Raw genomic sequence first — 18,358 nt, forward strand, 5'->3', positions numbered from 1 at the left:
CACGTCGCGCGGAGACTACTCAGCACGCGCGCAACCCAGCGCTGTCCACGCCCGAGAGAGATGATTCATCATGTACCGGTCGAAGAAATCCGTCGCTGCCGCACTGACCTCCTTCGGTGCCCTCACCGGGGCGCTGGTGCTCACCGCACCCGCCGCGCCGGCCGCGGTCACCGCCGTCGGAGTGGCGCCAGGCCTCAGCTTCGGCAGCTCCACCGCGTTCGGCACGTCCTGCTCCTACATCGCGACGGCCACCGCCGCCCCCGGTGATGTGGTCGGCTTCTTCGACGCCACCGGCGTTTTCGATCCCGGCGGCTGGATCACCGTCCCGTCCTCCGGCACGGTCACCGCGAAGTGGACGCCCATAGTCCCCGGCAACCACACCGTTTACGCCGTGCAGAACGGCGGCGCATTCGTCTCGACCACGGCGACCGTCGGCAACGGGGTCAGCCTCGGACCGGTTTGCCTGGTCCTGCCCTGAGCGAGTTCCCACCGCGCGCCGCACGGGTCACCGATCCGTGCGGCTTACGGTGGGTCAGCGGTGCACGGCGGCGACGATAGCGCGGAAAAACGCCATCGTCTCGATCTCCCGATTCACGCTCTCGTCGGCGATGGTCCCGTAGGCGCGATTGGCGGACAGCTTGACGATCACCACTTCGGCGGTCGGGTCGACATACACGAACTGGTTGTATACGCCGATGGCACAGAACTCGCCCCGGGTACTTGCCGGCAGCCACCACTGGTAGCCGTACCCGAAGTCGATGGGATGCGTGCCGACGATCGGACGGCCTGGCGCCAGATGCGCGGCGTCCGCGCGCACCGAATCCCGAACCCACGCCTGCGGGACGATCTGCTCGCCCTGCCAGCGACCGTCGTTGCGATAGAGCTCCCCGAGCTTGGCGAAATCGCGCGCGGTGAGGTTGAGCCCGCCGAACGCGGCCTCCCGGCCGGCGCCGTCCAGCAGCCAGTACCCCGGAGACGTCGAACCCAATGGCTCACAAAGCTTTTCCCGCATGTACTCGGTGATCGAGCGCCCGGTCGCATGCACCAGTAGTGACCCGAGCGCCTGCGTGTCCGCCGAGCTGTACCGGCACACCCGGCCCGGCTCGGCCGCTCGGGTCATCGTCGCGACCAACTCGTCGTAGGTGCCGTAACCGGCGCTCGCCGCGTTCAGCCGAGCCACGTCCGAGGCCGGATCGCTGTAATCCTCGTTCCACCGCGCCCCGGACGACATCTGCAGCACATGCTTGATCGAGACCCCGTCATAGGCCGACCCGCGCTCGACCGGGACATAGGCGCTGATCGGCTCCTCGATGCCGCGTATGTGACCTTCGGCGACGGCGATACCGACCAGCGCCGAGATGAAGCTCTTGGCCACCGACATCGAAATCCACTGCACCGCTTGCCCACCGGTCAGTGCGTACCGTTCGTGTCGAATCCTTCCCGCATGCAGGACCAGCAGTGCCGCGGTATCGGTTTCGCGAAAGAAGTCTTCCGACGATCTCGGCCGACCACCGAATTCGTGGTGGTCCGGCAGTTCCAGTGGCTCGCCGATCGGCCACTGATACGGCCGCGCCGACGGGGCCAGCTCGCTCGACGGCAGTGTGCGCGCCATCCGGCAGAAGTTCTCGTGCTGGGCAGCGCCGCGGAACAAGCCCATGTCCGCCAGGAAGGTGGCGGGGTCGGTCGGGGCGGCGATGGGTTCGGTCATTCAGGGGCCTCCGTGCTCATGCGATTCCGCAAAAATATCAGTACCACCTGGTTATCACAACCACTTGGTTCGGATAAATTAGCCTGGTGAGAGCGTTAGAATCCGGTGGTGAACTCAGCACGCGTGGACGGACGGACCCTGCGTCACCAGCACCGGCAACCCGAGCTGTTGGCGGCGGCGACCGAATACACGCTCGAGCACGGGATCAGTGACGTGTCCCTGCGGACCATCGCGCAGGGCATCGGCGTCACCCACGCGACCCTGCTGCGGCACTTCTCCTCGAAGGAAGAGTTGTTGCGGCAAGTGGTGGACAGAATCCACACCGACTTCCTCGCACAACTCGACGGCAGCGCCGAAACCCGCTGTGCCACCTCGATATCGGAATACGCCACCGCCGTATGGCGGTATCTGTGCGAGCCGCGGGAGCAACGGCAGTTCGTGCTGCTGTTCGAGGTAGTCGCCCGCGCCGCGCGCGACCCGGACGGTTCGGGTCGGCTCGCACCGTCGATCATCGATGACTGGCTGAGTTCCACCGCGGACCACCTGATCCGCTACGGATGCCCGCCGAGTCAGGCGCCGGAGCTGGCGACGCTGCTGTTGGCGCAGGTCCGCGGACTGCAACTCGATCTGGTCACGACGGGCGATCGCGCGCGGGCGGATCGCGCCTTCGAGCACACCGTCGCGCTACTCGCGACGTTCGGGAAGCCGGCCTAGATCGACTGTCCCCGAAGCCGTTGCCGCTCAGACAGGTCCGGCCATCCGGTGCGGGTCGGCCGGCTCGCGGCCGACCAGGCACTAGTCTGGTGCGGTGCAATCAGGCCAGGAATCAGACGACGACGCGGGCCCACGGATCTGGGGCGGCACGACCCTCACCGAACGCCGGGAGGCGCGCCGCACCGCGCTACTCGAGGCCGCGCTGGATCTGATCGGCGAGGCGGGCGCCAGCGGGGTGACCATGCGCGCGGTCTGCCGCCGGGCCAACCTCACCGACCGCTACTTCTACGAGAGCTTCACCAGCCGCGACGAGCTGCTGGATGTGCTCTACCGGCAGGTGGCCGAGGAGTTCCTGCAACCGATGACCGCGTTCGCCGCGACCGACGAGCCGACCCGCGACCGTGAACTGGCCCGGATCCTGGTGGACAAGGTGCTCGACGACCCGCGCAAATCCCGGCTGTTCCTGGTCGAGCCGTACTCCAGCACCGGCCTCGGCCAGACCACCATCTCGGTGATGCCGGTGTTCACCCGGCTCATGCAGGACCACCTGTTCTCCCACATCGACGATCCGGTCAAACGCAGGCTGGCCGCGGTCACCATGGCCAGCGGCAACGCGGGCATGTTCTCCGCCTGGCTCAACGGCTCGCTGCGCGCCACCCGCGACGAGATCACCGACCACTGCGTCGCGGTCATCACCGCGTATCGCTCGCTGTACAAATCCTGACCCGCCGCGAGCAAGGCTCGCGCACAACGGAATTCGGCGCGGGATGCGATCGCGATCACATCCGGGTTGCCAATGCTTCCGTTCGGGTGTTTACTGACCAGCGCAAGGTGCCAATCGTTCGCTGAGGCTCCTTCACGGAAACAGGCCAGCGACCCCGAACGTCGAGAGACGCCCCGGGTCAGGACAGATCTCCCCGGATTAAGGGGTGATCCCGATTGGCTCCCGGCCCCCCGGGTTTACGCCGTGAAGTGCCAAAGGTCTTACGAGGAGAAGTGCTCACCGGCGTTTTTGTCGGATTCCACTGCTGCGCTCTGCAACGATCAAGTACGTACCGTGCGGTATTTGCCGTGCGCTGATGGACGAAGGAGGTGAGCCGGATGCCCGGCGGTAATTATCCGTATCCCCAGTTTGCCAAGTATTCACCCGGTGACACCTCAACAGCCGATTTCATTTCGGGAAAAGCCCCGTAACCTGCTGTTCTCGACGGTGCGCTGACGATTGTTCAGGGAGTGCGGTCATGACAACAGTGGAAATGATCCTGCGGCTGCTCGCCGGGGTCGGCTTCGGCGCGGCCATCGGCTTCGAGCGGCAATACCGGGCCCGGATGGCGGGCCTGCGCACCAACGCGCTGGTCGCCGCCGGCGCCACACTGTTCGTGCTGCTGTCGGCCCACGGTTTCTCCGGCGGTGACGCCGACCCGACCCGGGTCGCGGCGCAGATCGTCTCCGGCATCGGCTTCCTCGGCGCGGGCGTGATCATCCGCGACGGACTGAACGTGCGCGGCCTCAACACCGCGGCCACCCTGTGGTGCGCGGCGGCGGTCGGCGCGCTGGCCGGGGCCGGGATGTACAGCACCGCGGCGGCGGGCACGGTCGCGGTGGTCGGCGTCAATGTCGCGCTGCGCGCCGCCGGGCGGGCCGTGGACAAACAGCCCGAAGCCGGTCACGAGCAGCCCGCGTCCTACGCGTTCGCCGCCGTGACCAACGACGACAACGAGGCGCACGTGCGCGCCCTGCTCGTACAAGCGTTGACCCGCACCGACTTTCAGCTGATCTCGATCTCCAGCGCGAACACCGGCACGCCGGGCCGGGTCGAGGTGCGCGCCGAACTGTTCGGCGACCAGCGCGACGATCGCCAGATGGAGTCGGCGGTGAGCAGGCTCAGCCTGGAGCCGTCGGTGACCAGCGTCGGTTGGCACATCGCCACCTCGGATGTGAAAGGCCCGCAGGCATGACACTGCTTCGTTCCTACCCGGTCGGCAGTGCGCTGGATCGGCCGCGTAATCGGTTCGCCGATGTGGTGGTGTTCGTCGGCGCGGCGGTGCTGATCTGGCTGGTCGTGCGCGTCTCGGCGAGCGCGAACGTGCCGTTCGACCAGGCCAGCGCGCCGGCCACGGTGTCAACCGATCCCGGGCAGCTGCCCTACTACGCGGCCCGGTCGCTGCTGCGGATGTTCGCGGCGCTCGGCTTGTCGATCCTGTTCACCTTCGTCTACGCGACCGCGGCGGCGCGGCTGCGGCGGGCCCGCACCGTGCTGCTGCCGCTGCTCGACATCTTGCAGTCGGTGCCGATCCTCGGGTTCCTGTCGATCACCGTCGCCGGGTTCATCGCGCTGTTCCCCGGTTCGCAGCTGGGGCTCGAAAGTGCTTCCATCTTCGCGATTTTCACCTCGCAGGCGTGGAACATGGCGTTCGCGTTCTACCACAGCCTGGCCGCGCAGCCGCGCGAGCTGGACGAGGCGGCGCGCAACCTGAGACTGTCACGCTGGCAACGGTTTTGGCGCGTGGATGCGCCGAGCGGCATGATCCCGCTGGTCTGGAACGGGATGATGAGCTTCGGCGGCGGGTGGTTCTTCCTGGTCGCGTCCGAGGCGATCAGCGTGAACAATCACGAATACGCGTTGCCGGGCATCGGATCCTACGTCGCGACGGCCACCGGGGACGGCGATCTCGGCAAGGTGTTCATCGCGATCGGCGTGATGATCGTGATGGTCGTCGGGGTGAACTTTCTGTTCTGGCGCCCGCTCACCGCGTGGACGGAGCGGTTCCGGGTGGAGGACACCGGGGCGGCCGACGCGCCGCGCAGTGTGATGCTGAATCTGTTGCGGCGCTCGCACATTCCGCTGTTGCTGGGCAAGGTGTTCGGTCCGCTGGTGTCGCCGCTGGATCGGCTGATGTCCGTGTTCGGGCTGGCGGAGTACCCGCTGCATGCCTCGCCGGTTCGGCGTCGTGCGGGTGATCTGGTGTTCGCCGCGGTCGTCGCGGCGGCGGTCGCCTACGGCGCGTATCGGGTGGTCGGTTACATCGAATCCACGGCTGGCTTCGGTGAGGTCGGGCACGCGTTCGGGCTCGGATTCCTGACCCTGTTGCGGGTCGTGGTGCTGCTGGTGTTCGCCACCCTCGTGTGGGTGCCGATCGGCGTGTGGATCGGGTTGAACCCCAAGGTGTCCCGGCTCGCGCAGCCGGTGGTGCAGGTGCTGGCCAGCTTCCCGGCGAACTTCCTGTTCCCGTTCATCACCGCCGTCTTGGTGTGGAGCGGAGCCAGTTTGAACTGGGCGGGCACCATCCTGATGGCGCTCGGCGCGCAGTGGTACATCCTGTTCAACGTCATCGCCGGGGCAAGCGCGGTGCCCACCGATCTGCGCGAGGCCGCCGCCAACCTGCAACTGCCGCGAAAACTGTGGTGGCGCAGCCTGATCCTGCCCGCCATCTTCCCCAGCTATGTGACCGGCGGGATCACCGCCGCCGGTGGGGCGTGGAACGCGTCCATCGTCTCCGAGGTGGTCGACTACGGGTCGACCACGCTGGTGGCGGCGGGGCTCGGCTCTTATATCCACGAGGCGACCAAAGTCGGTGACTCACCACGGATCCTGATCGGCGTGCTGGTCATGAGCATCTATGTGGTCGGCATCAACCGGCTGTTCTGGCGGCGGCTCTACGCACTGGCCGAACGGCGGTACTCGCTGTGAACGCCCGCTCCTTCTCCACTCGTTCGACGGGAGACCGATCATGACCGTGACCATCACCGAGGCCAACCGCGATGTGCTGCTGGATATCTCGGGAGTCGGCAAGCGATTCACCGGCGCGGCCGGCGACGAGTTGCGGGTGCTCGACGGCATCGACCTACAGCTGCGTAGCGGCGAGATCGTCGCGCTGCTCGGCCGTTCCGGCTCCGGCAAGTCCACCCTGCTGCGCATCATCGCCGGGCTCATCGCGCCGTCCGACGGCGAGGTGACCTATCGCGGCACCCCGCTCAACGGCAGCAATCCCGGTGCCGCGCTGGTATTCCAGTCATTCGCGCTGATGCCGTGGCTGACCGTGCAGGACAATGTCGAGCTCGGACTCGCCGCGCGCAATGTGCCGCCCGCCGAGCGGAAGCAGCGCGCGCTGGCCGCCATCGACATGATCGGCCTGGACGGATTCGAATCCGCCTATCCCAAGGAGCTTTCCGGCGGCATGCGCCAGCGGGTCGGTTTCGCGCGCGCCCTGGTGCTGGAGCCGGACCTGTTGCTGATGGACGAACCGTTCTCCGCGCTCGACGTGCTCACCGCGGAGAACCTGCGCACCGAACTCGTAAACCTTTGGGCCACCGATGGTTTCCCCACCAAGGCGATCTGCGTGGTCACGCACAACATCGAGGAGGCCGTGCAGTTGGCCGACCGGGTGCTCGTGCTCGGTTCGAATCCGGGTCGCATCATCGCCGAAATCCATGTCTCGCAACCACGTCCGCGCGACCGGCGCGCACCGTGGTTCGAGGCCATGGTCGATCAGATCTACGGCCTGCTCACCGGACGCGACGACGAACCCGTAGTCACCGAACCGGACAAGGCGACGCCCACCGCTCAGCCGCTGCCCGACGCCTCCGTCGGCGGCCTGGCCGGTCTCGTCGAACTCGTCTACGCCACCGACGGCCGCGCCGACCTCCCCGACATCGCCGACGAACTCAACTTCGAGATCGACGACCTGCTCCCCCTCGTCGACGCCGCCGAAATGCTCGGCTTCATCACCGTCGAGGACGGCGACGTCCTGCTCACCGAGATCGGCATCCGCTTCACCACCGCCGACATCCAGGAGAGCAAGCGCATCTTCGCCGAACAAGCCCGCCACCGCGCACCCCTGGTCCGCACCATCTGCAAAGGCCTCACCGGCAGCTCCGACGGCAGCCTGCGCGCCGGCTTCTTCCTCGACCTCCTGCGCCGCGGGTTCGGCCCGGAAGACGCTCGGCGCCAACTGGATATCGCCATCGACTGGGGCCGCTACGCCGAGTTGTACGACTACGACACCGATTCCGACAAGATCACCGCGGATCCGGCGGCCCGGGTCTTCGACGGTGTTCGAGGGAAGTGGACGGCCTAGTACCCCCGCAGCTCAAAGAGATCAGGCGGTGCCGACGTCACCTCGTCGAAGACCTAGGCACGACATTGATTACCTCGGAGGTAATCGACCCCGCGCCGCCTTCCGGGGACTCTCGTACCCATGACTACAACCATCGCACCACCACCCCGTCCCCTACTCGCCGGCGCACTGCGCGGCCTGGCGATCGGCCGAATCGCCTTGGGCGCCGCAGCAATCGCCGCACCGCGCACCCTGATCACCGCATGCGGCGCCCAACCCACCCCCGAACTCACCTACATGACCCGCATCTTCGGCTCCCGAGCAATCGCCCTAGGCCTCGGCTACCTAACCGCCCCGATCCCCGAACGCCCCCGCTGGCAACGCCTCGGCCTGATGGTCGACATCATCGACACCATCCACGGCACCGCCCACCTACTCCGAGCCGACATCCCCCGCTCAACCGCCCTCGCCGCAACCACATTCACCGGCAGCTACATGATCGTCGGCGCAACCCGCCTCACCCACGACCTGACTTCACCCGCCTAGCCGACTGATCGACTTCTCCAGAGGAAGGCTCACGAAACCAGAACCCGATGGAACCGATCCGCAGGTTGGTGCGTCGGATGAGTGATGGACAAATCTGGGTCTAGCGAAGGATGACCAGCCGCGAATCGGCACGCGCCGCCTTAGGTAGAGTGCTCGACTGCCACTGGCGAAAACTGTTACGTACGAGGGGGATAGACGGGTGAGTAATCCTTTCGGGGGGCGGCCTGGGGCGCAGGGGCCTGATGGTCGTCAGTATTCGCCGCAGCCGTATTCTCCTCAGGGGTACCCGCCACAGGCGGGTCCGTGGGCTGATTCGTCGGGTCGGGCGGGGTTGATTCCGTCGGATGTGTTGCTGGCCAACCCGTTTCAGACGGTTGATCTGCCGCCGTACGGCAGAGTCGAGTTGCCTGCGGACTTCTGTATACCGTGGGGTGGGCGCGATCCGCGGTCACCTATGCCCAGGTATATGCCGGAGCCTGGGCCGACTGGAATTACGGTTACCGCGTCCCATTTTCGGATGTATCTGCCGGTGGATCTGCTGGCGTTCGCTGCACCGCGGATCTTCGTCAATGGACAAGAGGTGCCCGATGCCGGATGGGGTGACACGTTCATCCCGCTCGCGCCGGGCATCTACCGCGTGCGTGTGTGCACCGCAGGGTTGCGCTGGGCCAAGTTCATCGGGCTTCAGCGGTTGAGCGACGACTTCGGCTTCACCGATGCTTTTCTCCCCGTGCCGCACGACCACAACACCCGCACCTACTACCGGTCGCCGATCGTCGCGATGCTGCCCGGCGCACTCGACCCACGGCCACAGAAATCGCCGGGGATGCTCTGGTTCTACATCGTCGCGTCCATATTCGCCGTGTTCGTCGGGTTCATGGCGTACGCCGTCATCGCCAATCTCGCGGGCTGGTAGGCCATTTCGTCCCGTCTCCTACGGGGAACGTGGTGGGTTTGCCAGTTACGACCGTCAATCCCGCCTCAGCGCGCGCCGAATCGCTTGTCTCAGCTCGACATACCGCGAGGTGGTGTCGGGTGGGGAAGGGTGGGTCGGAGGTGGGGAGGCGGTTGTCGAGCGACCTCGGGTATGGGCGAGTGCGCGCTCGGTGTCGCCGCATCCGAGATAATGGTGGGCGAGGGATCCGCGCGCGTATTCGGCGGCCTCGGCGCTGGTGCTGTTGGTCGTGGCAGCGATGATCGCGCGGTGTGCGTCCGCCATGCGCACGCCGGACCGGTCGAGCTCTGCGGTCAGTGGCGCGAGCAGCGCCACGTGGGCGACGCCCAGTGATTCCTGCGCGGTGCCGGGTCGGCTGCGGGTGATCAGCGCGCCCAGGCTTACCGCGATGTCGCGAATTCGCGGTGGACTCAGGTTCTGCTGAAACGACGACAGCGCGCTGTCGAGCAGCTCGATGGGCAGCACCGGCCCGGCCCCGGCCGCGACGAGCACGGCGAGCAGCGGGCCGATCGCGCTCGCGACCTCGGCGATAGGCGTCGCCAGCGCGTGCTGGACACGGCGAGCGACAAGGGCGTTGAGCTCCGTTTCGACCAGCTCGGCCGAGCCGGCGAGGGCCGCCTCGCTCTCGACGAGCAGCCGGGCCAGCAGCCAGCCGCCCGCGTCGGTGCCGAGGTCCGGTCGATTGTTCGGCCCCAATGTCACCGCGTCGCCGTCCCAGGACGCGGAACCGAACGGCGGCCGCACCCGGCTGGCCTGGACGATGGCCGCGAACTCGGCACCGGTCGGCGCGGCGAGCGCGATGCGGTGCATGTGCCCGAGTACGGGATCGAGCTCAACGCCGGTTCCCTCGCGGATCCCGGCGATGACCCGCACGTGGCCGAGGTCGTGGCGGCAGGTCAGGACACCGACCGCGGCGATCAGTTGCCGCCTGCTGCCCTCCTCGGGCTGATCGAGACCGTCGATCAGGATAGTGACCCGGGTTCCCGGTCTGCGCACGTTCGCCAGGGGACGACAGACCTCGACATCGAAGGCAGCCGATTCCGCCGACGCGGCATCGGCGAAATCCCGGGCCGCGGACCGCGCCTCGCCGAAGCCGGGCAGCCGGTCGTTCAGCTGCGCCGCCAGCTCGGCGGCGACCGCCTCGACGGAACTGTGCGCCGTGAGAAAGATTGCCGCCGTGACATATTCGGGCGAGATCGGCACCCCGTCGGACAAGCTCGGGCGAATCAGCAACGCCATCAACGTCGATTTCCCCGAACCCGCCGGGCCGACGACAGCGCGAAGCCGGTGCCCGCCCGACTCGACGATCTCGGTCAGGCGTTCCCGGATGGTGTCGGTGAGCAGCAGCTTCCGCGTGAGCTGATCCACCAGACCCGCTGCCGGACGCCCGGTCAGCGCGTCGCGACGGCGGGCGTTGTTCGGGACCAACCAGAGTCCGGGATCGCTGCCGGGCGCGACCGAGAGCACGCCTGCCGTGAACGACAGATGCTGCGGGAATTGGTACCGGCACGTGTGCGCTATCGGTGCGATCAGATCCCCGGGCAGCAGATTCTCCCCGCGCAACGGCAGCCCACTCGCGAACGTCTCGAGCAGTGTCCGCGTAAAACACCCCCCGAACGCCGCGTCCTCGTCCGCGGCAACGAGCATCTCCATCCGCCCATACGACTGAGCGAGCAGATCCGCCCACCGCCGGGCCGCCCCCTGCACCCCCTGACCCGTCTCACAGGCGTCGATCAGCACAATCAACCCATCGAGCGCCGCCGTCCCGATCCGCTCCCGAATCCCCTGCGCCAAGTGAAAAGCGTTCTGCGAGTTGGGCACCGCCGGCGAATCATGCGCCAGCAAAAAGAAGTCCCCGTCGCCGATCGCCGCCCCGTGCCCCACGAACGCGATCAAGAGCGTCGCCTGCTGCGCCGAAGCCGTCGCGAACGCCTCGTCGATAACGCTGACCAGCTGCGCCGCAGTCGGATTCAGCACCGCCCCCGCCGTGGCGGTAGCAGCCCTCCACTCCCCCACATCTCGCAACCGCCCATGCAACTCGGTGGCCAGCGAGCCCGCGAACCCCAACTCCCCCAGGGCCGCACACTCCGACCCCACTACCAGCGCCAGCCGTCCTCCCATGCCAGCAACATACCCGTGCCCGGGTTCTCGATCAGGCCCGAAGGGCGTCTGCCGATCCGCCTACTTGACGAATTGGGCTCGCCAGTGGGCGAGGGTGGTTTGGGTACGGATGGTGGCGGAGTGGGTGGGGCCCAGGGCGCGGAGTTCGGCTACCAGGAGGACTTCCAGTTCGGCTATGGCTCGGGGGAGGTCGCCGTTTTGGGCTTGGCGGGAGGCCAGGTCGTTGCGGGTGGCGAAGGTGTCGGGGTGGTCGGGGCCCAGGACGCGGAGGCGGTCGGCGAGGAGGTGTTCGAGTTCGGCGATGGCGTCGGGGAGGTTGCCGGTGTCGGCGTGGTAGTCGGCGAGAGTGCTTCGGGTGGTGAGGGTGTCGGGGTGGTCGGGGCCGAGCACGCGGAGGCGGTCGGCGAGGAGGTGGGTGAATTCGGTTGCCGCGCCGGACAGGTCACCGCTGCGGGCACGGAAGGCGGCGAGGCTGTTGCGGGCGGCGAGGGTGGCGGGGTGGTCGGGGCCGAAGATGCGCAGGTTGTCGGCGAGTAGTTGTTCGAATTCGGTTCTGGCGCTGGTGACGTCGCCGTTCTCGCCGTGCCAGTAGGCGAGGCTGTTGCGGGTGCGCAGGGTCTGGGGGTCGTCGGCGCCGAGGACCCGGGCGCGATCGAGGCGTAGCTGTTCGAAATCGGCAATGGCGCCGGGCAAGTCGCCGAGGTCGGCGCGGTTGGAAGCCAAATCGTTTCGGGTACGAAGGGTGTCGGGAGCGTCCGGTCCCAGGATGCGGCGTTGGTCGGCGAACAGGCGCTTGTAGTCGGCTCGGGCTCCGATGTAGTCGCCGCAGCGGGCTCGACAGGTGGCCAGGTTCGTACGCGTGCCAAGGGTTTTCGGGTGGTCAGGACCGAGAACTCGAAGGCGGTCGGCGAGCAGCAGTTCGAAAGCGGTTATCGCGCCGACCAAGTCACCGCTTTCGGCACGGTGGTAGGCCTCGCGGCTGCGCGTAGTCAACGTATCGGGATGATCAGGGCCGAGGGTCTCGACGAAGGCGGGCAACCAAGCGGCCCAAAGATCGCGATTGTCGGCGGATCTCGCGGTCTGCAACAACTCCAGGAAGTGCAGAGCGCTGGCCGAATCCCGATAGGCGAGGCAGTGACGCACAGCCGATCCGCGTGCGTAATCAGCTGCACGATCACTCGGACTCTGCTTGATCGCGGTCACGATCGCCCGGTGCGCGTCTTCGAGTTCCACACCGAGCTTCCGGCATTCGGCGCGCAGACCGGGCAGCAGGGCGCCGTGCGTGACGCCGAGCGACTCGCGTGGCGTGCCGGGCCGGCTGCGCGTGACCAGCGCACCCAAAGCCACGGTCATATCCCGGATTCGGGCGATGTGCAGATCGAAACCGCGAGCCGTCAACGCGGCATCGAGCAACTCGATCGGCAGCACCGGCCCCACCCCGGCGGCGACCATGATGCTGAGGAAAGTACCTGTCGCACAGTCTGTTTCGGCATACATTCCGCGCGACGCCGCGTCGACCCGCAGCGCGACGATCCGGTCGAGTCCGATCCCCTCGGCGACCGCGCCGTCGGTGATGCTCGACGCCACCTCGAGCAGCATCTTGGCCAGCAGCCAACCACCCGAAACGACGTGGGATCCCTCTACGTCCGTTGGTGTTTGACTCAGCAACGACTGAATCCAGTTCACCCAATCCGCCGGGTCGACGGGCGCACCACTACCCCGCGCGGAACCGACCGCGGTGGCGATGTCGTCGGCGGCCGGTTCACCCACCTCGATCCGGTACATGTGTGCCAGCGCGGGCGCGTCCTCGACCCCCGTACCGTCCCGGATCCCGATGATGACCCGCACGTGCCGTAGATCATCACGCCTGGTCAGATCGGCAATCGCGGAGACGAGCAACCGCCGGGTGCCTTCCTGCGGCTGGTTCAATCCGTCCAGCACGAGCGTCACCCGGCGACCCGACGTGGACAACCGCGCCAACGGATGCCGCACCGACAGATCGAAGATGTCGAACTCGTCTCGGGCCCGGTGCGCGTGCACCGTCTGCGCCGCCTCGGCGAAACCGGGCAACCGCGCGCTCAGCTGCGCCGCGAGTTCGGCCGCCACCGCCTCGATCGAACTGGCAGCGGTCAGAAACACTGCGGCCGTGATGTATTCAGGAGTCACGGCCAACCCCTCCACCAGACTCGGCCGAATCAGCATCGCCAGCAAGGTCGACTTCCCCGCGCCCGCAGGCCCGATCACCACCCGCAGCCGATTGCTCCCCGCATCCACGATCGTGTCCAGATGCTCACGCACATCAGGCGTCACGAGCAGTCCACGAGTCAGCTGATCGACGAATCCCGCTGCGGAGCGCCCACTTACGGCATCGCGATGCCGCGCCGTATTCGGCACCAGCCACAGCCCCGGGTCCGCACCGTGCGCCACCGACACCGCACCCGAGGTGAACGAAAGATATTGCGGCTGTTGATGAATACATTCCCCGGCGATCGGATCGACCAGATCCGCGGGCAGCAGGTTCTCCCCGCGCAACGGCAACCCACCATCGAACGTCGACAGCAAGGTCCGAGTGAAACACCCGGAAAACGCCGGCCCCTCCCCCGCCGCGACCAGCATCTCCATCCGCCCCGCCGACTGCGCGAGCAGATCCGTCCAGCGCCGCGCCGCGCCGATCACCCCCTGCCCGGTCTCACACGCGTCCACCAGCACCACCAAACCATCGACAGCCGACTGGTTCAGCCGCTCCCTGATCTCCTGGGTGAGATGAAACGCGTTGTGCGAGTTCGGCACTGCGGGCGAGTCGTGCCCGAGCAGATAGAAGTCCTCGGCGCTGGTCGCGACCCCGTGCCCGATGAACGCGAGCAGCAACGTCGCCTGCCGCTGCCCGGCCGCCTCGAACGCCGCGTCCACCGCCGTGACCAGCTGCGCCGCAGTCGGATTCAGGACCGGACCGTCCTCCTCGGTCGCGGATCGCCAACCCCCGGCCTCGGTCAGACTCCCGTACAACCCCGTCGCGAGCTCGCCGGTGAACCCCAGTTCCCCCAGCGCCACACACTCGGACCCGACAACCAAAGCGAGTCGTCCTCCCATGCAAGCAACATACCCGCGTGCTATCCCAGCAGATCACACACCCGCAACCTGGCCGTTCCGGCTTCCCAACGATTGCGTCACCTTCGCCGACGCCATTTCGATATCGAATGGTGCTGTGCGAGACGTAGTGTGGCGGGCCTGGACACGAGCGAAGGGAGATCGGCGCCATGAGCGACCCAGTGGTCGGTTTGACAGGTACGCTCACATCGCCGATCCGAGGAGCGGGGATGCTCGGGGAGGTCCTGGTGGCAATTCGAGGGGGGACGGAGCTGTACATCGCACGTGCCGTCGAAGCGATTCCGGCAGGGACAACAGTATTGGTCATCGCCGTCAATCCGGGGCGCATCCTCGATGTGGTGCCCTGGATCCCGCTGACGCCGACTCCGGCCGACACCATCTGAAACAGTAAGGGAGACAACCGTGCTGGGTTATCACGTACCCGACCCGGACGAGGCGATGCTGATCAGCGGCGCCAAGAGCAAGGACAACGCGCCGTTCAAGGTGGTGATCGGGCGCGGCAGCTGGGTGATCCCGCTGTTCCGCAAGGTCAGCTACCTGTCGCTGGCCATGTTCGAGGCCGAGATCAAGGAGCGCTGCGTCACCAAGCAGGCGATTCAGCTCGAGGTCCGCGCGGTGATCGCGTTCAAGGTCGCCAACGACACCACCTCGATCGTGAATGCCGCGCAACGCTTCCTGTCCGAGCAGGAACGGGAGATGTCGGTGCTCACCGGCCGGATCTTCTCCGGTCATCTGCGCTCGATCGTCGGCTCGATGACGGTCGAGGAGATCATCCGGGAGCGCCAGAAGCTGGCCGACGAGGTGCTGGTCGCCTCGAAGGTGGAGATGGGCAATATCGGGCTCTGGGTGGACTCCTTCCAGATCCAGTCCATCGACGACGGCAATCTCGGCTACATTCAGGCGCTCGCCGCGCCGCACAACGCGACCGTGCAGCGCGACGCGCAGATCGCGCAATCGCAAGCGGCTCAGCTGTCCGCGCAGGCCGAGCAGGAGTCGCTGCGCAGGCAGGCGGAGTATCAGCGGGAGACCGCGATCCTGCGCGCACAGTATCAGCGCGACATCGACAAGGCGAATGCCGAAGCGGCACAGGCGGGTCCGCTCGCCGAGGCGATGGCATTGCAGGAGGTGCTCACCGCGCAGGCCGAGCAGGCCCGCAAGACGGCGGAGCTGCGCGAGCAGCAGTTGCAGACCGAAGTGGTGAAACCTGCTCAGGCAGAAGCGGAACGGGTGCGCATCCTGGCCGAGGCCGAGGCCGACCGGACCAGGATTCAGGCCGCCGCGGCCGCGTCGAACAACCGGATCGCGTTGGACCAGTTGTTGATCGAACAACTTCCGGAAATCGTCAAGCAGGCCTCGAACGGGCTGGCCGGCGCGAATCTGACCGTGCTCAACGGGCCGGACGGAGTGAGCGAACTCGTCAACGGAATGGTCGGTCAGGGACTCACCGTTTTCAATTCATTGCAAAAGGCGCTTTCGTCCAACGACAACGATAACGCGGGCTAAGGTGACCGGGTAGCGACGGCGCGGCGAGGAGCAGGTGTTGGTGTCCATCGGGAAATTGGTGTCGTTCGACAGCTCTCGGGGATTCGGGTTCATTCGACCGGAGGACGGCGGGCCGGACGTATTCGTGCACGTCAACGACATCGGCCTGGATGAAGACGAGTTGCGCCAGGGCAGGGTGTTCGAATTCGACATGACGGAGGGTGATCGCGGGCCGAAGGCGGTGAATCTGAGTGTGGTCGGTGGCCAGCCCAGTCCGCCGCCGGCCCCGCACAAGTCCAAGCATCGGTCGAACTCCGGACAGCTGACCGCCGCCGAACACAAACGCCTGATCACCGAGCTACTCCTCGACGCGAGCCCGGCGCTGACCGCGGGCGAGATCCTCACCATCCGCGACCGGCTCACCGTGTTCGCCGAACAACACGGCTGGCTGGACGCCTGAACCAGCCTCGTTGCGCCGCATCCGCGATCTTGTCGGATGCGGCGCTTACGATCATCGGCAAGTACCGATGAGTTCTGCGCGGTCAGGCCGTCGGTACCGGTGAGAACCGAATCCGAGGAGGATCGCGTGGACCTACCGGTGATGCCGCCCGTCAAACCGATGCTGGCCAAGACCACGTCCGGGGTGCCACACGAGGCCGGGCTGAGTTACGAGCCGAAGTGGGACGGATTCCGCTGCATCGTCTTCCGCGACGGGGACGAGGTGGAACTCGGTTCGCGCAATGACCGCCCGTTGACCAGGTATTTTCCCGAGGTCGCGGAGTTGCTGAAGCAGGCGCTGCCGGATCGGTGCGTGGTGGACGGCGAGATCGTCATCGTCACCGACGAGGGCCTGGACTTCGACACCTTGCAGAACCGGCTGCATCCGGCCGCCTCCCGGGTGAACAAGCTGGCCGTGGAGACGCCGGCCAGCTTCGTCGCCTTCGATCTGCTCGCCCTCGGCGACAAGGACCTGACCGAGGAACCGTTCGCCGAGCGCAGGCGGCTGCTGGAAACCATCCTGGACACCGAGCTCGCGCGGGTGCATCTCACTCCGATCACCCGGGATCCCGCGGTCGCCGAGGACTGGTTCACCCGATTCGAGGGCGCCGGCTTCGACGGGGTCATGGTCAAGGCCGACGACCTGGCCTATCTGCAAGACAAACGGGTCATGCTCAAGGTCAAACACGAGCGCACCGCCGACTGCGTGGTCGCCGGATTCCGCTGGCACAAGGACGGCGAGGGCGTCGGCTCGCTGCTGCTCGGCCTGTTCGACGACGAGGGCAGCCTGCACCATGTGGGCGTGGCCAGCAGCTTCACCGCGGCCCGGCGCAAGGAACTGGTCGACGAACTGGCCCCGCTGCGCGAGAACGCGCTGGAAAACCACCCGTGGCGCGAATGGGCCGACGCCGCCGCGCAGGCCAGGGCCGACGGCAAGATGCCGGGCGGCGTCAGCCGCTGGACCGGCGGCAAAGACCTGTCGTGGGAAGCGCTGCGCACCGAACTGGTCGCGGAGGTTCGCTACGAACACGTGCAGTCCGGGCGGCTGCGCCACGGCGGCAGGCTGGTCCGCTTCCGCACCGACCGCACGCCGGAATCGTGTACTTATGCTCAGCTCGACGAGGCGCCGCCCGCGGAATTGAGCGCGATCTTCAGTGAGGCGAAGTGAGTCCGTCGGTCGATATCGAGGTGGATGGGCGCACCGTCGCCATCAGCAATCCCGACAAGGTGTATTTCACCAAGCGCGGCGACACGAAACTCGATCTGGTGCACTACTACCAGGCGGTCGCCGAACCGTTCCTGAATGTGGTCGGCGGCAGGCCGCTGCTGTTGGAACGTTATCCCGACGGCGCCTCCGGAAAGTCCTGGTTTCAGAAGCGGGTGCCGAAATCCGCGCCGGACTGGTTGCACACCGTCGAGGTGTCCACGCCGAACGGCACCACGGCGGACGCGCTCGTCGCGCACGATCTCGCGCACATCCTGTGGGCAGTCAACCAGGGCTGCTTGGGTTTTCACGTGTGGCCGAATCGGGCGGACAACCTGAAGATCGCCGACGAGCTGCGCATCGACCTCGATCCCTCCCCCGGCATCACCTTCGACGACCTCAAGCACGCCGCCGTGCTCACCCGAGAGTTGTTCGTCGAGTTGGGCATCGAGTCCAGGATCAAGACCTCGGGTTCGCGCGGTCTGCACATTTACGTTGCGCTGGAACCGAATTGGGACGGCTACCAGGTGCGTGCCGCGTCCGTCGCGCTGGCCAGGGAGCTGGAACGCCGCCATCCCGAGGAGATCACCGCGCAGTGGTGGAAGGAAGAGCGCGGCAACCGCGTGTTCGTCGACTTCAACCAAAACGCCCCGCACAAAACGGTTTTCGGCGCGTGGTGCGTCAGGCCGAAGGTCGGCGCGCAGGTGTCCACGCCGATCGCCTGGTCGGAGTTGGACACCGTGGTGCCGGACGAACTGACCATCGCCACCGTCCCCGCCCGGCTGGCCGAGCTGGGCGATCCGTGGGCCGATCGCGCACCGCAGTCGATCGCCCCGCTGCTGGAGATGTCGGAACGCGATATGGCCTCGGGCCTGATGGACGCGCCGTGGCCGCCGCAGTATCCGAAGATGCCGAACGAGCCGCCGCGCGTTCAGCCGAGTCGAGCCAAGAAAGAGGAGTAGCGG

The 18,358-nt window shown here is 66.9% G+C and carries 16 protein-coding genes and 1 riboswitch; of the genes, 13 read left to right on the forward strand and 3 right to left on the reverse strand.

All coding sequences use genetic code 11. The features are described 5' to 3' along the window. Positions 1-70 precede the first annotated feature (70 nt). Complete coding sequence (locus AB0M22_RS29745) at positions 71-478, forward strand: hypothetical protein (RefSeq protein WP_364733753.1); 408 nt, start codon at positions 71-73, stop codon at positions 476-478. 54 nt (positions 479-532) lie between these two features. Here AB0M22_RS29745 and AB0M22_RS29750 read toward each other — a convergent pair whose 3' ends face one another. After that, positions 533-1,708, reverse strand: coding sequence for a serine hydrolase (locus AB0M22_RS29750; protein WP_364733755.1), 1,176 nt, complete (start codon positions 1,706-1,708; stop codon positions 533-535). A gap of 108 nt (positions 1,709-1,816) precedes the next feature. Between AB0M22_RS29750 and AB0M22_RS29755 the strand changes: the two genes are divergently transcribed. From AB0M22_RS29755 to AB0M22_RS29785, 7 genes are all read left to right on the forward strand, one after another. After that, the gene (locus AB0M22_RS29755; protein ID WP_364733758.1) at positions 1,817-2,422 is read left to right on the forward strand and encodes a TetR/AcrR family transcriptional regulator; all 606 of its coding nucleotides are present in this window, start codon (positions 1,817-1,819) and stop codon (positions 2,420-2,422) included. Between the two features lie 94 nt (positions 2,423-2,516). Further along, entirely contained in the window at positions 2,517-3,146 is a 630-nt protein-coding gene (locus AB0M22_RS29760) for a TetR/AcrR family transcriptional regulator (protein ID WP_364733761.1), read from the forward strand. A gap of 106 nt (positions 3,147-3,252) precedes the next feature. After that, a riboswitch (M-box (ykoK) riboswitch) is annotated at positions 3,253-3,423 on the forward strand. A gap of 240 nt (positions 3,424-3,663) precedes the next feature. After that, positions 3,664-4,380 carry an MgtC/SapB family protein gene (locus AB0M22_RS29765; RefSeq protein WP_364733763.1) on the forward strand — a complete coding sequence of 239 codons (717 nt, stop codon included), beginning with the start codon at positions 3,664-3,666 and terminating at the stop codon, positions 4,378-4,380. Further along, entirely contained in the window at positions 4,377-6,113 is a 1,737-nt protein-coding gene (locus tag AB0M22_RS29770) for an ABC transporter permease subunit (RefSeq protein WP_364733766.1), read from the forward strand. Before AB0M22_RS29765 ends, AB0M22_RS29770 begins: the two co-directional genes overlap by 4 nt. A 40-nt stretch (positions 6,114-6,153) precedes the next feature. Further along, positions 6,154-7,500, forward strand: coding sequence for a nitrate/sulfonate/bicarbonate ABC transporter ATP-binding protein (locus AB0M22_RS29775; protein WP_364733768.1), 1,347 nt, complete (start codon positions 6,154-6,156; stop codon positions 7,498-7,500). Between the two features lie 120 nt (positions 7,501-7,620). Beyond that, positions 7,621-8,025 carry a hypothetical protein gene (locus AB0M22_RS29780; protein ID WP_364733770.1) on the forward strand — a complete coding sequence of 135 codons (405 nt, stop codon included), beginning with the start codon at positions 7,621-7,623 and terminating at the stop codon, positions 8,023-8,025. A 517-nt stretch (positions 8,026-8,542) separates the two neighbouring features. Beyond that, positions 8,543-8,941, forward strand: coding sequence for a hypothetical protein (locus AB0M22_RS29785; RefSeq protein ID WP_364733771.1), 399 nt, complete (start codon positions 8,543-8,545; stop codon positions 8,939-8,941). A gap of 54 nt (positions 8,942-8,995) precedes the next feature. On the opposite strand, the gene AB0M22_RS29790 is transcribed toward AB0M22_RS29785, so the two are convergent. Continuing rightward, entirely contained in the window at positions 8,996-11,101 is a 2,106-nt protein-coding gene (locus AB0M22_RS29790; RefSeq protein WP_364733772.1) for an AAA family ATPase, read from the reverse strand. Positions 11,102-11,161: 60 nt separating this feature from the next. Further along, positions 11,162-14,191, reverse strand: a complete 3,030-nt coding sequence (locus tag AB0M22_RS29795) for a tetratricopeptide repeat protein (RefSeq protein WP_364733775.1) — start codon at positions 14,189-14,191, stop codon at positions 11,162-11,164. Between the two features lie 227 nt (positions 14,192-14,418). Between AB0M22_RS29795 and AB0M22_RS29800 the strand changes: the two genes are divergently transcribed. From AB0M22_RS29800 to ligD, 5 genes are all read left to right on the forward strand, one after another. Next, positions 14,419-14,592: a hypothetical protein gene (locus AB0M22_RS29800; protein ID WP_364733778.1), complete on the forward strand. Its 174-nt coding sequence runs from the start codon at positions 14,419-14,421 to the stop codon at positions 14,590-14,592. A 19-nt stretch (positions 14,593-14,611) separates the two neighbouring features. Beyond that, complete coding sequence (locus AB0M22_RS29805) at positions 14,612-15,712, forward strand: SPFH domain-containing protein (protein ID WP_364733780.1); 1,101 nt, start codon at positions 14,612-14,614, stop codon at positions 15,710-15,712. Positions 15,713-15,746: 34 nt separating this feature from the next. Beyond that, positions 15,747-16,151 carry a cold shock domain-containing protein gene (locus tag AB0M22_RS29810; protein ID WP_364733783.1) on the forward strand — a complete coding sequence of 135 codons (405 nt, stop codon included), beginning with the start codon at positions 15,747-15,749 and terminating at the stop codon, positions 16,149-16,151. Between the two features lie 126 nt (positions 16,152-16,277). Next, positions 16,278-17,357, forward strand: coding sequence for an ATP-dependent DNA ligase (locus AB0M22_RS29815; protein ID WP_364733786.1), 1,080 nt, complete (start codon positions 16,278-16,280; stop codon positions 17,355-17,357). After that, positions 17,354-18,355, forward strand: coding sequence for a non-homologous end-joining DNA ligase (gene ligD, locus AB0M22_RS29820; RefSeq protein WP_364733788.1), 1,002 nt, complete (start codon positions 17,354-17,356; stop codon positions 18,353-18,355). Before AB0M22_RS29815 ends, ligD begins: the two co-directional genes overlap by 4 nt. The last annotated feature ends 3 nt before the right edge of the window (positions 18,356-18,358 follow it).

It is taken from the genome of Nocardia sp. NPDC051756, from assembly GCF_040681495.1.
Lineage (GTDB): Bacteria > Actinomycetota > Actinomycetes > Mycobacteriales > Mycobacteriaceae > Nocardia.

Bases quoted from the DNA above. Each gene is read 5' to 3' on its own strand.
- AB0M22_RS29745 (WP_364733753.1), top strand. From the start codon at position 71: ATGTACCGGTCGAAGAAATCCGTCGCTGCCGCACTGACCTCCTTCGGT.
- AB0M22_RS29750 (WP_364733755.1), bottom strand. From the start codon at position 1,708: ATGACCGAACCCATCGCCGCCCCGACCGACCCCGCCACCTTCCTGGCG.
- AB0M22_RS29765 (WP_364733763.1), top strand. From the start codon at position 3,664: ATGACAACAGTGGAAATGATCCTGCGGCTGCTCGCCGGGGTCGGCTTC.
- AB0M22_RS29770 (WP_364733766.1), top strand. From the start codon at position 4,377: ATGACACTGCTTCGTTCCTACCCGGTCGGCAGTGCGCTGGATCGGCCG.
- AB0M22_RS29775 (WP_364733768.1), top strand. From the start codon at position 6,154: ATGACCGTGACCATCACCGAGGCCAACCGCGATGTGCTGCTGGATATC.
- AB0M22_RS29780 (WP_364733770.1), top strand. From the start codon at position 7,621: ATGACTACAACCATCGCACCACCACCCCGTCCCCTACTCGCCGGCGCA.
- AB0M22_RS29785 (WP_364733771.1), top strand. From the start codon at position 8,543: ATGTATCTGCCGGTGGATCTGCTGGCGTTCGCTGCACCGCGGATCTTC.
- AB0M22_RS29790 (WP_364733772.1), bottom strand. From the start codon at position 11,101: ATGGGAGGACGGCTGGCGCTGGTAGTGGGGTCGGAGTGTGCGGCCCTG.
- AB0M22_RS29795 (WP_364733775.1), bottom strand. From the start codon at position 14,191: ATGGGAGGACGACTCGCTTTGGTTGTCGGGTCCGAGTGTGTGGCGCTG.
- AB0M22_RS29800 (WP_364733778.1), top strand. From the start codon at position 14,419: ATGCTCGGGGAGGTCCTGGTGGCAATTCGAGGGGGGACGGAGCTGTAC.